This window comes from Croceibacterium xixiisoli (genome assembly GCF_009827305.1).
GTDB classification, from domain to species: Bacteria; Pseudomonadota; Alphaproteobacteria; order Sphingomonadales; family Sphingomonadaceae; genus Croceibacterium_C; species Croceibacterium_C xixiisoli.
This window is the reverse complement of sequence record NZ_WTYJ01000005.1, coordinates 26,731-40,919: the sequence shown is the minus strand read 5'-3', so window position 1 is coordinate 40,919 and position 14,189 is coordinate 26,731. Positions and strand designations below refer to the sequence as shown.

General features: G+C 61.6%; 20 protein-coding genes. 7 read left to right on the top strand and 13 right to left on the bottom strand.

The window, feature by feature from the left end:
- Positions 1 to 75: 75 nt before the first annotated feature.
- The 5 genes from GRI97_RS17645 (at position 76) to GRI97_RS17625 (ending at position 6,312) form a co-directional block, all read left to right on the top strand.
- Entirely contained in the window at positions 76 to 2,229 is a 2,154-nt protein-coding gene (locus tag GRI97_RS17645) for a sensor histidine kinase (protein ID WP_235917948.1), read from the top strand.
- 37 nt (positions 2,230 to 2,266) lie between these two features.
- Positions 2,267 to 3,658 (top strand): nitrogen assimilation response regulator NtrX, encoded by a 1,392-nt coding sequence (gene ntrX, locus GRI97_RS17640; protein ID WP_161392555.1) that lies wholly within the window; start codon positions 2,267 to 2,269, stop codon positions 3,656 to 3,658.
- A gap of 161 nt (positions 3,659 to 3,819) precedes the next feature.
- Positions 3,820 to 4,377: an RNA chaperone Hfq gene (hfq, locus tag GRI97_RS17635; protein ID WP_161392554.1), complete on the top strand. Its 558-nt coding sequence runs from the start codon at positions 3,820 to 3,822 to the stop codon at positions 4,375 to 4,377.
- A 50-nt stretch (positions 4,378 to 4,427) separates the two neighbouring features.
- A complete protein-coding gene (gene hflX / locus GRI97_RS17630; RefSeq protein WP_328598593.1) occupies positions 4,428 to 5,684 on the top strand; it encodes a GTPase HflX in 1,257 nt (418 codons plus the stop codon).
- A gap of 76 nt (positions 5,685 to 5,760) precedes the next feature.
- The gene (locus GRI97_RS17625; protein WP_202392841.1) at positions 5,761 to 6,312 is read left to right on the top strand and encodes a YdcF family protein; all 552 of its coding nucleotides are present in this window, start codon (positions 5,761 to 5,763) and stop codon (positions 6,310 to 6,312) included.
- Positions 6,313 to 6,314: 2 nt separating this feature from the next.
- Here GRI97_RS17625 and mazG read toward each other — a convergent pair whose 3' ends face one another.
- Together mazG and GRI97_RS17615 are read right to left on the bottom strand one after the other, a co-directional pair.
- Entirely contained in the window at positions 6,315 to 7,085 is a 771-nt protein-coding gene (gene mazG, locus GRI97_RS17620; RefSeq protein WP_161392552.1) for a nucleoside triphosphate pyrophosphohydrolase, read from the bottom strand.
- Between the two features lie 119 nt (positions 7,086 to 7,204).
- A complete protein-coding gene (locus tag GRI97_RS17615) occupies positions 7,205 to 7,564 on the bottom strand; it encodes a hypothetical protein (protein ID WP_161392551.1) in 360 nt (119 codons plus the stop codon).
- 598 nt (positions 7,565 to 8,162) lie between these two features.
- Between GRI97_RS17615 and GRI97_RS19015 the strand changes: the two genes are divergently transcribed.
- Complete coding sequence (locus GRI97_RS19015; RefSeq protein ID WP_449252607.1) at positions 8,163 to 8,510, top strand: DUF1328 domain-containing protein; 348 nt, start codon at positions 8,163 to 8,165, stop codon at positions 8,508 to 8,510.
- A 102-nt stretch (positions 8,511 to 8,612) separates the two neighbouring features.
- Here the strand turns inward: GRI97_RS19015 and GRI97_RS17605 are convergent, their stop codons facing one another.
- The 11 genes from GRI97_RS17605 to GRI97_RS17555 form a co-directional block, all read right to left on the bottom strand.
- Positions 8,613 to 8,888, bottom strand: a complete 276-nt coding sequence (locus tag GRI97_RS17605) for a hypothetical protein (RefSeq protein WP_161392550.1) — start codon at positions 8,886 to 8,888, stop codon at positions 8,613 to 8,615.
- A gap of 115 nt (positions 8,889 to 9,003) precedes the next feature.
- Entirely contained in the window at positions 9,004 to 9,207 is a 204-nt protein-coding gene (locus tag GRI97_RS17600; protein ID WP_161392549.1) for a helix-turn-helix transcriptional regulator, read from the bottom strand.
- Between the two features lies 1 nt (position 9,208).
- Positions 9,209 to 9,949: a hypothetical protein gene (locus tag GRI97_RS17595; RefSeq protein ID WP_161392548.1), complete on the bottom strand. Its 741-nt coding sequence runs from the start codon at positions 9,947 to 9,949 to the stop codon at positions 9,209 to 9,211.
- On the bottom strand, positions 9,946 to 10,137 hold the full coding sequence (locus tag GRI97_RS17590) for a hypothetical protein (RefSeq protein WP_161392547.1): 192 nt from the start codon (positions 10,135 to 10,137) through the stop codon (positions 9,946 to 9,948). Before GRI97_RS17590 ends, GRI97_RS17595 begins: the two co-directional genes overlap by 4 nt.
- Positions 10,134 to 10,367, bottom strand: a complete 234-nt coding sequence (locus tag GRI97_RS17585; protein ID WP_161392546.1) for a hypothetical protein — start codon at positions 10,365 to 10,367, stop codon at positions 10,134 to 10,136. Before GRI97_RS17585 ends, GRI97_RS17590 begins: the two co-directional genes overlap by 4 nt.
- A 100-nt stretch (positions 10,368 to 10,467) precedes the next feature.
- A complete protein-coding gene (locus GRI97_RS17580; RefSeq protein WP_161392545.1) occupies positions 10,468 to 10,704 on the bottom strand; it encodes a DUF2312 domain-containing protein in 237 nt (78 codons plus the stop codon).
- 14 nt (positions 10,705 to 10,718) lie between these two features.
- A complete protein-coding gene (locus tag GRI97_RS17575; protein WP_161392544.1) occupies positions 10,719 to 10,910 on the bottom strand; it encodes a hypothetical protein in 192 nt (63 codons plus the stop codon).
- Entirely contained in the window at positions 10,910 to 11,290 is a 381-nt protein-coding gene (locus tag GRI97_RS17570) for a hypothetical protein (protein ID WP_161392543.1), read from the bottom strand. The genes GRI97_RS17575 and GRI97_RS17570 overlap by 1 nt, the downstream gene beginning before the upstream one ends.
- 244 nt (positions 11,291 to 11,534) lie before the next feature.
- Positions 11,535 to 11,852 (bottom strand): ogr/Delta-like zinc finger family protein, encoded by a 318-nt coding sequence (locus GRI97_RS17565; RefSeq protein WP_161392542.1) that lies wholly within the window; start codon positions 11,850 to 11,852, stop codon positions 11,535 to 11,537.
- Positions 11,849 to 12,337, bottom strand: a complete 489-nt coding sequence (locus GRI97_RS17560) for a hypothetical protein (protein ID WP_161392541.1) — start codon at positions 12,335 to 12,337, stop codon at positions 11,849 to 11,851. The genes GRI97_RS17565 and GRI97_RS17560 overlap by 4 nt, the downstream gene beginning before the upstream one ends.
- 106 nt (positions 12,338 to 12,443) lie before the next feature.
- Positions 12,444 to 12,740, bottom strand: coding sequence for a hypothetical protein (locus GRI97_RS17555; RefSeq protein WP_161392540.1), 297 nt, complete (start codon positions 12,738 to 12,740; stop codon positions 12,444 to 12,446).
- Positions 12,741 to 13,205: 465 nt separating this feature from the next.
- Here GRI97_RS17555 and GRI97_RS17550 point away from each other — a divergent pair, with 465 nt between their 5' ends.
- Positions 13,206 to 13,601: a helix-turn-helix domain-containing protein gene (locus GRI97_RS17550; RefSeq protein ID WP_161392539.1), complete on the top strand. Its 396-nt coding sequence runs from the start codon at positions 13,206 to 13,208 to the stop codon at positions 13,599 to 13,601.
- Positions 13,602 to 14,189: the final 588 nt, after the last annotated feature.

The following is a 14,189-nucleotide window of genomic DNA, read 5'->3' as shown; positions in this document are numbered from 1 at the left end:
ATGTCGCTGGATTCTGCAACGCAAGATCTGACAACTCCCAGGCGGTCCCCCCGCTGGTGGCGCCGCACGCTTGTCATGGCCCGCCGCGCCAATCTGCTGCGCTGGATAGAGGCGGCTTCCGCAGTGGCGCTGTGCGTCATGGTCGTGGCGTCTTATCGCACGGTGACAGGGGCATCGACGGCGGCTGCTCTGTTGCCGGCCGAGCAATCCGCTGCCCTGCTGCTCGGCACGCTGATTCCGGCGCTTGCCCTGATCATCTTTATCGGCCGCCGGCTCGCTATCCGGCGGTCGGGCAGCGCGATGGGTCGAATGCATGTCAATCTTGTGTTCTTCTTCTCCCTGGTGGCGGCCATCCCGACCCTGTTGGTGGCGGTGTTTGCCAGCCTTTTGTTCCAGTCGGGGGTCGAGTTCTGGTTTTCCGACAATTCGCGCGGGATGCTGCAGAATGCCAATGAACTGGCGCGTGGATATTACGATCAAAATCAGCGTGATGTCGGCAATCAGACGCTCGCGATGGCCAGCGATTTGCGTTACTATCTGCAACAGGAACCGATCACCTCACCCGAATTCGGTGAAGGCTATTCCTATCAGACGCTGAGCCGTGAACTGAGCGAGAGTGCCATCCTGGAACAGACGCAGGGCGGCGGCCTGCGGATCGCCGCCATTGTGGATCCGGATGAAGATGAAACGCGCGAACGGGTGTCCGCCGACACGCTGGACCGGCTGCGCGCTGGGGAAGATGTGGTGGTGATCGCCAGCCCGGAACGGATCGAGGCGATCACGCCGATCGATCGGCAGATTGGTCTCTACCTCTACAACGCCCGCAATTCGGACACCAATGCGCTGAGTCAGTGGAAGCGGGCGCAAAGCGTGGTCGCATCTTATGATGTGCTGACCCGCCGCGCCCGGGCGCTGCAGTTGCGGTTCAACCTCGCGCTGTTCGGCATGTCGCTGGCACTGGTCAGCATGGCCGTATGGTTTGCCCTGCGCTTCGCGGATCGACAGGTGAAGCCGTTGACCGAACTGGTCGATGCCGCCCGTGAGGTGGGCAGCGGGAACTATGCCTTGCGGGTAACAGGCCGCACGGGGCCGGACGAGATCGGTCTGGTCAATCGCGCCTTCAACCGGATGACGTCGCAGATCGAACGGCAGACCGATGCGTTGCTGGGCGCCAATCGCCAGCTGGCGGAACGCCGCGCCTTCATGGAAGCTGTGCTTCAGTCGATCACTGCCGGGATTGTGTCGATCGATGCCGAAGGCAGAGTGTTGCTGATGAATGCCTCGGCCCGCGATCTGCTGATCGATGGAACCGACAGGCCGGATGAGGGGATCAATCTGGCCGATATCGCCCCGCAGATCGCCACGTTGCGCGATTCCGGCGCCAGCAGCGGTATCGTCCAGTATAGCAAGGCCGGCGAACTGCTGACGCTGGCGGTCAAGATCGCCGCCGCTGCAGAGGGTCATGTGATCACCTTCGAGGATATCACGCGCCAGCTGCTGGATCAGCGGCAGGCGGCCTGGTCTGACGTGGCCCGACGCATTGCTCATGAAATCAAGAATCCGCTGACGCCGATCCAGTTGGCGACCGAGCGGATCAAGCGCCGCTATCGCAAACAGATCCTGGAAGATGGTGAGCTGTTCGAAGATCTGACCGCCACCATCATTAGGCAGGTGGGTGACCTGCGCAAGATGGTCGACGAGTTTTCGTCCTTCGCGCGGTTGCCCAAGCCCGTTTTTCGCCAGGAAGATGCCGTCAGCCTGGTGCGGCAGGCCATGTTCCTGCAGGAAGTCGGTCATCAGGGCATCAACTATCGTGCGCAGGCCGATGAAGGCATTCTGCCGATCCAGTGCGACCGGCATCAGTTCGGCCAGGCGATGACCAATGTGCTCAAGAACGCGGCCGAGGCGATCGAAGCGCGTGGCAGGGATGCCGAGCCTGATTATCGCGGGTCGATCCAGGTCGAGATGAGCCAGACCGAAAACCAGTTCATCATTGCCGTGACGGATAATGGCGTTGGCCTGCCGCAGGGCGGTGAACGGATCATGGAACCTTATGTCACCACGCGTGAGAAGGGGACCGGGCTGGGGCTGGCGATCGTGAAGAAGATTGTCGAGGAACATGGCGGTGATCTCGCCTTTTCCCAGACGGAGCACGGGGGTGCCCGCGTGGTGCTGCGGTTTGCGCGCGATCCGATTGCGGCAAACCAGGGCAATGACGCGGCAGAATGAAATTACAGGCCCTATGGCCTTGGAAGGAGCGTAGCTGATGGCACTCGATATCCTCGTCGTGGATGACGAACAGGACATTCGGGAACTTGTCGCCGGGGTATTGAGCGACGAAGGATACCAATGCCGCACGGCGGGCGACAGCACGTCCGCATTGCGCATGGTTGACGAACGCCGCCCCAGCCTGGTCCTGCTGGATGTCTGGCTGCACGGCAGTCCGATGGACGGGCTGGAAGTGCTGGACGCCATCAAGGCGCGCGAACCGGGCTTGCCGGTGATCATCTTTTCCGGCCATGGGAACATCGATACCGCCGTTTCCGCCGTCAGCCGGGGGGCGATGGATTTCATCGAGAAACCGTTCGAAGCCGAACGCCTGCTGTTGCTGGTCGAGCGCGCGACCGAGACCGAGCGGTTGCAGCGGGAAAATGCCCGGCTGCGCGAAGGCAGCCAGTCGGCAGAAGAATTCACCGGCAATTCCGCCGCGATCAACCAGGTGCGCGCCACGCTGAAGCGGGTTGCCAGCACGGGCAGCCGGGTTCTGATCAGCGGGGCGGCAGGTTCGGGCAAGGAAGTGGCCGCCCGGCTGCTGCATGAATGGAGCACGCGTTCGGACAAGGCCTTCGTGACGGTCAATTCCGCGCGCATCACCGCCGAACGGTTCGAACAGGAACTGTTCGGCGAAGAGCTGGATGGCAAGCTGATCCGGCCGGGCCTGCTGGAAACGGCCGATGGCGGCACGCTGTATTTCGATGAAGTGTCCGACATGCCGCTGAGCACCCAGGCGCGGATCCTGCGGGTGCTGACCGAACAGAGCTTCGTACGGGTTGGCGGCGCGCGGCAGATCGGCGTGGATGTGCGGGTGGTATCGTCGACATCGCGCGATCTGGAGCGGGAAATCGCCGAAAAGCGGTTTCGCGAAGACCTGTTCTATCGCCTGAACGTGGTGCCTGTCACCGTGCCGGCCCTGGCCGACCGGCGGGACGATATTCCCGCCCTGGCGGAGCATTTCTTCATCCGTTATGCCCGTGAACAGGGCGTGGCCCCGCCCGAACTGGCACCCGAAGTGCTGGCTGCACTGCAGGCCTATGACTGGCCGGGCAATGTCCGCCAGCTGCGCAATGTGGTGGAACGCACCGTCATCCTGGCGCCGCGCGACCGCCTGGCGCGGGTGGAGCCCGATATGCTGCCGCACGAGATTACCGGCAGCAGCGAGGACAAGGGTGGCGGCGTATCATCGCTGATGGGCGTGCCCCTGCGCGAGGCGCGCGAAAGCTTCGAACGCGAATATCTGCGCATCCAGATCCGCCGGTTTTCGGGCAATATTTCCAAGACCGCCGGGTTCATCGGCATGGAGCGATCGGCGCTGCATCGGAAGCTGAAGCTGCTGGGAATGACGGATCGCGATGGTGAAGGGGAGGCCGAGGGCGAGTAAGCGCAAAGATGCTTGCCTATGGTGGGCAATTGCGTAAATTTACAGCGTCCGGACGGGACCAAATCGGTTGTTTCGATGTTGCCACAATCATGGTGAAACATTGTGCGGCCAGAATGCGCCCTGCTTTTGCTGGGTGCCAACAAAAACAAGGAGTCATGTGAATGACCAAGGGTACGCTCACTGCCAGACCTCGTGCGCCCAAGCCGGCGCCGACCCCTGCACCATCGAACGGTGCCAAGGGCGGGAATCTGCAGGACCTGTTTCTCAATCATCTCCGCAAGGAAAAGACCCCGGTGACGATGTTTCTCGTCAAAGGGGTCAAGTTGCAGGGGATCGTGACCTGGTTCGACAATTTTTCCATCCTGCTGCGGCGCGATGGACAGTCGCAGCTGGTCTACAAGCACGCCATTTCCACCATCATGCCGGGCCAGCCCGTCGATGCGGAACAGTTCAGCACCGATGACAGCAACCGCAAGCAGCGCCAGTTGCAGGATATTTTCCTGTCGCGCGTGCGCGATGCGGGCGTGCAGGTGACCATGTTCCTGGTCAATGGCGTGATGTTGCAGGGGCGCATTGCCGCCTATGACCTGTTCTGCATGCTGCTGGAACGCGAAGGCTTCGTCCAGCTGGCATACAAGCATGCGGTATCGACCATTCAGCCGGCCACGCCGGTGGATCTGACGGCCGATATCGATGAAGACGAAGGTGACGTCACCTGATTTTCGGTAATGAGATTGAAGGCGAGGTAACGCGCGGTGCGCGTGCGCTGGTGCTGTGCCCGGACTTTCGGGCTCAGCGTCAGGCGCAGGATCCGCATGCCCGCCTGGAAGAAGCAAAGGGCCTGGCGCTGGCGATCGGGATCGTCGTGGCCGAGGGCATGATCATCCCCATTCGGGAACGGCGCCCCGGCACCCTGTTCGGCGAAGGGCAGATCGAACGGATCGCGGCCGCCTGCGAACAGGAAGAGGTGGAACTGGTCATCATTGATGGTGCCCTTTCCCCCATCCAGCAGCGCAATCTGGAACAGAAGCTGCGCCGCAAGGTGATCGATCGGACCGGCCTGATCCTGGAAATCTTTGGCGAACGCGCGAGCACCGCCGAGGGGCGGTTGCAGGTCGAGCTGGCGCATCTGGATTACCAGCAGAGCCGGCTGGTCCGCAGCTGGACCCACCTTGAACGCCAACGCGGCGGCTTCGGCTTCCTGGGCGGACCGGGTGAAACCCAGATCGAGGCTGACCGTCGGATGATCCGCGACCGGATGGGCCGGCTGCGGCGCGAACTGGAATCGGTGACACGCACGCGCGGGCTGCATCGGGAACGGCGCCAGCGCGCGCCCTGGCCGGTGATCGCGCTGGTCGGCTATACCAATGCCGGCAAATCCACCCTGTTCAACCGGCTGACCGGCAGTCAGGTGATGGCAGAGGATTTGCTGTTCGCCACACTGGACCCGACCCTGCGGCAGATTTCCCTGCCCGGGATCGACAAGGCAATCCTGTCCGATACGGTGGGTTTCATTTCGCATTTGCCGACACAGCTGGTGGCGGCCTTCAAGGCCACGCTGGAAGAGGTGATTTCGGCCGACCTGCTGGTGCATGTGCGCGATATCGCCCACCCGGAAACGGACACCCAGCGCGCCGATGTCGAAGCGGTGCTGAAGGATATCGGCGTGGAGGAAGACACGCCCCGGATCGAGGTGTGGAACAAGCTCGACCTGCTGGACGAAGACACGCGCACCGAATTGCTTGGCCGAACCGAGCACAGCGACAGCACGGTGGTGATTTCCGCGCTGACGGGGGAGGGGATCGACACTCTCACCGCGCGAATGGCAGGGCTGCTGACCAAGGCGCACCGGCGGTATCGGATCGTGCTGGATCTCAGCGATGGCGCTGGCGCGGCCTGGCTGCATCAGCATGGTGAAGTGCTGGAGCAGCAGATTGAAGAGGATACAGCGATCTATGAGGTGCGCATGGCGCCGCAGGATCATGAACGCTTCCTGACCCGTTTTGGCGACAAACCAGCCAGTTAAGCCCGTGAATGCGCGGCCACCTGGCCCATTGGCGGGGCGGCCGCGCGGACGGTTTCGCCGTATCCTGACATGGGTTTTGCTGGGCTTTTTTGCCTGGCTGGTGGTGCTGTCCCTGCTCATCGTACGCGCGGGCTTGCAGGATGACGGCTCAAGCGCCGATGTGGCGATCGTGCTGGGCGCAGCCGTCAGCGGAAACCAGCCATCCCCGGTGTTCGAGCAGCGGATCCGCCATGGGATGTTGCTCTATCGGCAGGGAAGGGTGAGGGGGCTGATCTTTACCGGCGGCACGGCAAGCCCGGCTGTGCCGGCCGAAGCTACGGTGGCGAAGAATTTTGCCATGGCGGGTGGCATTCCCGCGGCTGCTATCGATACTGAAGTGGTCAGCCGCACGACCCCTGGCAATTTGCGACAAGCCCGCACGATCATGCAACAGCGGCAATGGCGCCGGGCCCTGGTTGTCAGCGATCCACTGCATCTGAAACGCAGCCTGGCGATGTGCGGCGCCCTGCAGATGGACTGTCGCGGGTCAGCGACCAGAACCAGCCGGTATCGCAGCCTGAAGACCCGTGCGGAGTTTCTGCTGCGCGAGCTGTTTTATTACCATGTATTCCTGATCAGGGGCGCGTGAAATCAGGCTGAGCCGGTGGCGGGTTTGCCGGCCTGTTTGACCTGCACCCACAGCGCTTCCTTTTCATCCAGGCTGCGTTGCACGAAATCGGGATCGAGCGCCTCCATCGCGCGGAAGCGGTTTTCGAACTTGCGGTTGGCCTGGCGCAGCGCGGCTTCGGGATCGACGCCCAGCTTGCGCGCCCAATTGACCACCGCGAACAGCAGATCGCCAATCTCTTCCTCCACCTCTGCCTGGGTGGTGGCAGTGGCGACTTCGATCAGTTCCTCATCCACCTTGGCGCGGGAACCAGCGGCATCGGGCCAGTCGAAACCGGTGCGCGCGGCGCGTTTCTGCAGTTTTTCCGCGCGCAGCAACGCGGGAAGGGCGGAAGCGACCCCGTCGAGCGCGCCGGTGCCGCCCTTGCTGGCCCGTTCCTGCGCCTTGATCTGTTCCCACTGCTGATGGCCGCCGCCGGTGGCATTTTCGCCGAAGACATGCGGATGGCGGCTTTCCATCTTGTCTGCGATGGCAGTGGCGACATCGTGGAAACCGAAATGCCCGGCTTCTTCCGCAATGCGCGCGTGGAATACCACCTGCAGCAGCAGATCGCCCAGTTCGCCGCGCAGATCCTCCATATCCGCCCGTTCGATGGCATCGGCCACCTCATAGGCTTCCTCGATCGTATAGGGCGCGATGGTGGCGAAGCTTTGCGCGACATCCCAGGAACAGCCGGTTTCCGGATCGCGCAACTGGGCCATGATGGAAAGCAGGCGATCGATGGGCTGGGACATGGAATTTCCTGATTTTCTACAGTTTGATGAAAACACTATTTCTACCATGTCCAGATGTCACCTTCAGACACAGCAGCGTCAACGCACGGGAAACGGATATTGATCGTTCCACTTGTCCACTAGGGGGCGGTCTTGCTGATGTTTTCTGACAAGCGGAACGAATGTCCGCATTTTGAACATGCCGTTGGCTGCTTCCAAAGATGCTTGGAATGCAACTGCGCCAGCAATTGATCCGCCGCATGCTTGGCGTTCGCGGTCCCATGAACACGGTAGGCGGGCCAAGCGCACGCCGGGCAGTGAAGATTGAAGAGCCAAGCAGCCGGCGTGGCGACTACCGCAGAGGCAACGGCTACCCAGAACTCTTGCACCAGCCAGGAAAGGGCGATGCCCGCTATCGACAAATGCATGGCCCACCGAGCAGGCACCTCCCACCGTCTTGCCAGCGCCAGCCTGGTTTCTGTTCCGGTTTCCAGACTCATCCTGCATTCCCCTGTCGAACACGCATTTGCCGGTCTTTGGCTGAGCCATCGATCGCGATCAATTGCCCCGACGTGGTTGATCACGGGGGCTATTCCTTGCGGTCAGCCTATGCAGTGATTCGCAAGATGAATTGTCCAACTGCGATGCTCCCAGTTTCCTCTCGCATCCCATTCGTGACTGACCCGACGCCCTTTCCTGTTGAATATACTTCATGAATCCAGCGACCTGCGCGGCATTCTTGCCCATGGTGAACGACGACCGTTAATGTAACGCGATTGTTTCGTCGATTTTACATCTACGGGTTTGTACTAGGTTGGCGACGAGGGGGCTTTGGACGGCAGCCATCGTCAGCACATGCAACCAAGCGATTGGCCAGGGGGCGAACGCAAGATGATAAGGCTGACTATTTGTGAATTCCTGGGGCACCGCGTCAACCGCAAGAGGGTGTCTCACGATGGACTCAACTACCGCACGGACTGCGCGCGCTGTCGGCAACCGCTGATCCGCCAGAAGCACGGTTGGGTGCTGTACGATCCGGCCGCCCATGCGGATGATCGCCGATCGGGCGTTCTTTCCTGAACGGATGATCCCGCAGATGTGCCTGACGCGATCGGGGAGGGCGCAGCATTGCCATTGACGAATATCCAGGGTCACGATCTGTGTCGGATCGTGACCCTGCGCGGTCGCACAATAAGCCCGGAACATTGCCGTTATTTGCCGGTTGTGATGCCAGAACTGGTCGAAAATCTCGATACAGCACATTACAGAGGAGGCCGCATGTTTCGCTGGGCCATTATATTCGCCGTTGTCGCGCTGATCGCCGCGCTGCTTGGCTTTGGAGGCGTTGCCGGACTTTCGGCTGACCTCGCCAAGATTTTCCTTGTCGTTGCTGCCGTAATTCTGGTTGTCGGCTTCTTCTTTGGGCGCGGAAGTCGCGTTCCTTAACGAGATGCTTTCCTGACCGTTTCCTCTTTGCGGTTACGGATAGATGCATTTTAGCGGCCGCTCAGCTATAGCGCAGAGCGGCCGTTATATTGATGTTGATTTTCAACCTTCCAAAAAATCAGGCCATGAAAAGATGGCTGCGAATAGTAATCGCCCCGCCACCTCGATTACTTTCCGGATTGGCATGTTGAGCGCTGCAATATCAGCGCTGCCAGCGAACAAGCCATGTTTGTCATTGATGATTGCTCTGCACATCAAGCCAAGGCGAAATGCAAAACTGGCGGAAGCGGTGGAGTGCCCTAGCAACACCCGATGCGCTTGAAAATTGGCGAAAATCTCGGCCGCTAAAAATGCTGATGCCCCCAAAAATGCCCCCAATCGGCGAAAGCGTTTTTAAATTTGCGGCGCTGCGGATGATTAGCATCATCGAAGGGTCTTTCGCATTAAGAAATTTGGATAGGACGCTGCACGAGCTGGTGCTTTCCTGACCGGATCAGCCGGCGAGGCGCTGCAAATGCCTATTTTTCCATGCTTCGATCGCATCAGCATGCCAGGACACGCGACCAGGGCTGATCGGGAAGCACTTAGGAAACTGCCCATTGGCCATCAGGCGGTAGATTGTGGCGCGTGATAGGGATGTCTGATTCATCACATCGCGCACCGACAGGAAGCGACCGGAGAGGCTGGGTTCAATCATGTCAGGAGCTTTCGGAGACGGCATGGAGTGGGAGGTGGATTTCAGCGTGTGCGCTCTTGGGGCGCAGCTTTTTCGTCTTCTGCCGCGGAGCGATCCAGCTGATCGGCGCGGTTGGCGGCGTTCCGTCAGCAGCGAGGAGCGGCGGGGCTGCGGCATCCCAGACGACCCACATGTAATCGACCTTGCCGTTGTTGAAGGCAGCCTTGCCCAGGGCTGCGATGGCATCGCCGGGGGGCATTGAGGGCCGCTCGCTCAGGATCCAGATGGCAGCCGGCGGGAACTGGGCGAACAGCTGGTAGCGCCCGGCGCTGCCAAGCCACTTGAGCGGGAGGACGGCGCAGACCTTGTCGGTGGCGATAGCCAGGGCGCGGCGGATGAACTGTTCGGCAAGGCCACGCACGCGCCGGCCATCCTGGCAGGAATAGGGCGGGTTCATGATGATTGAGAGACGCTGCGAGGCCTCGAGCAGATGACGCTGGTCGCCCAGGAAGTCATGGCAGCCCAGAAACAGGCGGTGATCGGGCGCGCGCTCGAACAGGTCGGTGCCATGGACATGGGGTAGGCCAAGCGCGGCCAGCGCCTCAGGGATGTGCAGCTGGCCGCAGCAGGGATCGAGATAGGTCACCGCCCGATCGAGCGGGACGACCGAGGCGAGGGCATGGGTGACCCAGTGCTCCTCGACATACCAGTCCCAGGGATGGCGGCCCTTGCCCTGCGGCGGACCGGAGAGCTCGGCACTCATGCGCGGTTCGCCGGCAGGGGGCGGGGGCGGTACTCGATGATGACGCGCGCGACAGGGGTGCCGCAGCCATATTCCCAGCGGCTGCCGGACCAGCGGGCGCAGTGCAGGTGTCCGGCCTCGTCGCGCACGAGATAATGCCCGCCATCGCGGGCGATATCATCGAGCGGATGGAAGGTGAGCGAGCTCATCGCATCTGGCCCTGACTGATAGCCTCGCGATCGGGCGCCTGGCGCGCCCGGGCACGGGCGGTGGGATGGCCCCAGCGCTCTGCGCGCTGGGCGCGGTAGATGCGATGATAGGCGCAGGCGGCCAGATGGTCGGCCTCGCGCGCCTCGGCATCGGTCAGGGGGCGGGCGCAGCGGATGGCATCGAGCTCACGGATGCGGGCATTCTGCATGGCGATGGTGGGGCGGCTCACCGGCGCTCTCCCATGGCCGCGGCAAACACGGCCACGATGATGAAGGGGATGGCAAGGATCGTAGCAACGATGACCAGCAGGCGGGCAACAGTGCGGTTCATCAGTCGAGCCCGAGCGCTGCCTTGTAGGTGTCGAGCAGCGCTTCCATTTCCTGCCGCGCATCGGGGCGCATCTTGCGCAGGCGCACGATCTGGCGGACGATCGGCGCGTCATATCCAACCGCCTTCACTTCTCCATAAGTTTCGCGAATGTCGTCAGAGATGCCCTTCTTCTCTTCCTCGAGCCGCTCGATACGCTCGATAAACAGGCGCAGGCGATCATCAGCAGTCTCTGCCATGGCAGGTGGTCCTTTCAGTTGAGAGCGGCCGCAACGGCCGGAGCAAAATGGATGAGGGTGAGGCCGGCCAGCATGCCGGCGAGCAGCAACAGGCCAAGCAGGGCGCGCGCCGAGCGGGGCGAACCGCGCCAGTGCCGGCGCCGACGATGCGGGCGGGCGCAGCCGCAGCGGCACCACAAGGGATGGATCGGCGGGGAGGAGCGCATCACCCGACCGCCTTGGCCCGGCCGAGTTGCTCGCACAGCGTGCACAGCTGCGGATCGCTCGTCGACCAGGTGCTGTCCTGGCCGAGCGTATCGGGCTGGATGGTCCATTCGTCCCAGCCACAGGCCAGGCACAGCCGCGGATGGCTCTCCTCGGGCGCCTCGCACAGCTGGCGATAGACCTCGATTTCGAAGGGAAAGGCGCGCGCAAGATCGGCGGTGTGGAAGCCCCGGCGCAGCCGCACCCCGGGTTGCTCGAGCCGGGCGAGGTTGCGCTCGACGTCAGCGCGGTGATGCTCTTGCTTCCAAAAGGGGCGGGCTGCTTCCTCAATCGACAGTCCCGCTGCCTCGCGCCGCAGGCGCACATAGATCCAGGGCTTCATGACCGGGCGCGCAGCTGGAGCAGATGTGACAGGTTCGATCAGTCTCAGGAGGAAGGGGACGCTGCGCATGAGGGGGTCCTTGGTATCGCCATGCGGCGGCATGGCCGGGGTATCAGGGCAAGGGGGGAGCGTGCCCGGCGACGCTGTGTCGCCGGGAGGCCCGGACAATCGGGATGATCAGGGAAGGGGAAGATCAGCTCAGGGCTCGTGCGGCGGCGTTATGCTGGCCGCATGAGCCCTGAGCTCAGCTGTCGGTCACGGTGCCTGCTGCCGGCTCTTCGGGATTGCCGTCTGCGCCATCGTCATTGGCGGCCCTGTCATTGGCCGCATTGCGCCAGGTGCTGATGGGCAGCATGGCGCGCGGCGAAGGGAAGCGGCTTGGCCTGGTGGTGCGGATGGCTTCCATGGCGACGACGAACTGGTGGCCGCAGGCATCGGGATTGCGGCAGTGGTAGTAGGCCTCGCGGTATGTGAGGCTGTGCTTGCCGGTGCTGCGGGCAAAAGCCTTCCCGCCGCAGGAAGGGCATCGCACATGAGGCAGCTTGGCCGTATCACCCGTCATCTTGTATTCCCCCGATCACGGCCGGCCCTATTGCCGGGCATGAAAGATCTGAGCCGGGCAAGCAGGCCGATGACGACCGAGCTTGCCTGTTCTGTTTCTGCGACCGCGCGGAAGAAGGCGGCATCGCTTGCATCGGGCTGCATGACCCTGACGCTGGCGCCGATGGCCTCTGCGACCTCGCGCGAGACGGTGGCGATGTCTTCTGCAAGGGCGGTGCGGCAGGCGATGGTATCGGTCAGCGAGACATCGAGCTGGCGGGCATAGGATTCCAGGATCGGGGCAAAGCCGCCGCCGGCCTCGATAAAGGCGCGGTCCAGGGCAATGGCCTTGTCGAGCGCGGGCAGGTCTGGCCTGTCGCTCTCGCTCCAGAAGCGCAGCAGCCTGTCCGAGCGGCCTGTCACGCGTTTGGCCTGGGCAGGGCCGATGACACCGATGATGGTCATGACCGCCAGCGAGAAGGAGAGGGGGGCGCGGGTCTTGGTCATGCCAGTTGTTCCCAGATGGTGAGCAGGCAGTCGGCAATGACCGCCATGACGAAAGCGGCGCCGGCGATCAGCACCAGCGAGGCGAGGGCAGGGATAAGGCCGGCCATCACGCGCGGGCCCTGAGGATGGCGAGGCCGATCGCCTCGAGCATCGCGGGCCAGCGCTGCATGAGAGGCACACGGGACTGACGCTCGCCGCACAGCACGCCGTGAGCACCCGTCAGCGCCTCGAGCATGGCCGGGGCAGCAGCGGCCAGCACGGCATCGCGCTCATGCTCGAACCAGGCCAGCGCGTGACCGCGGGCATCGCACACATAGTGCCCCGCCGGATCGCCATTGATGCCAGGCTGCACGTGCCAGCCTGCTGCAGATGGCGCGGCGTTGTTTGCGAGGTTGGCCATCATGCGATGCCTCGGCGCTGCGTTTTGTGCAGGCGATCGCAGGTGATTACTTCGTGCACCAATACTACACGTAGATCGTAGCAAGGATCTAAGCGGAGGCCAAAGTAGGATGTGCCTGAAGCCAAACGCGGCTGTCGCGTGTTCATACTGCAGCACCCTGATTTGCGCAGTCTAAAGTGTCAGATCTTGTCAAAACGAGGTCGGCCTCCGACACGCGCCCGCGAGTGGCAAAGGCAATTTTCACCGCCAGTGGTAGAGACGGTTGACGTTGGCCGTAAACGATTTTGCGAACTGTGCTGTCAGGTTCGCCGATCTCGCAAGCGAAGGCCGCGACGGATTTTTCCGTGGCTCGAAGGTAATCGATAAGCTTCATAGGCGATATATGCCCATTGTGGGCACATATCGCAACAGATAAAAGTGCCCAAATGGTCCACTATGAAATGTACCCAAGTTGGGCACAACTGTGCCATGGCTAGGAATAACCTCGTTGAGCTACGCAAGCGCCTCAATCTCTCTCAATCGGATGTCGCTGAAGCTATTGGCACCACCCTCAACAATTACGGCAAGATAGAGAGGGGCACGCGCCGATTGAATGAGACCTGGATCGACAAGCTTGCAGTCGCTCTTCAGGTACAGCCCCATGAGCTATTTGTGGCGGACATCGTGCGAAGGAACTTGCCTAGTTCAAAAGAATTGTCGAGGATGATTGCTCGAGCAATGGCTGAATTGCCTGTTGGCGTGACCTTCGAGGACTATCCTGAAGCTGTAGCGTCAAGTTTGCATGCGCAACTAACGCAGTATCAAGCCGCTGGCGGATTCCGAGATGATGCGGATCAAGCGAGCGGGCTCGACAAAGACGTCTAATCTCATTTAACCACCAAGCCATTCTGAACGGAAGCACGGCGCAACTCGCGTAACAGGAACTGCATCCGGCATTGCAGGCTGGCTCCATAAGCATCTCCACATTAAACTCCCATTGTGAACGATGTTTATGGTTTGTTCCAAAATATCCTACATGTCTAGAGTTGAGAGGCCCCAAACAATTGCGGACCCCTGCAACTGCCGATCTAGGCGATGCTTGGCTTGCGGATGTCAGTGATCGACCTAGTCAGGAGGTTCTGATCTGCGGCAATCGCAATGACGAACAGGGTCAAAGGTATTCCACCCAAAGCATTCTCTTATCAGAGCAGATCCGCATCGCATGCATTCCGCCCTGAAATGCAGCCCATCGTACCAAGCCTTTGCGAGATTGACGCGGTGGCCGAAAAAGCCGCACCTCGTAAATTGCACGTCGCCCCCCGATGGATGCACCTCACCATTGATGGGATTAAGGCCGCTCATTCACCGGTTGATAAGGGCAAATACGTAGTCCGAACAAGTTTCATTTGCGTGAAGCGCAAAGGATGACGGATCTCTTCATCGAAGATGGGCTGGGCGGGACCGGAAACCCAA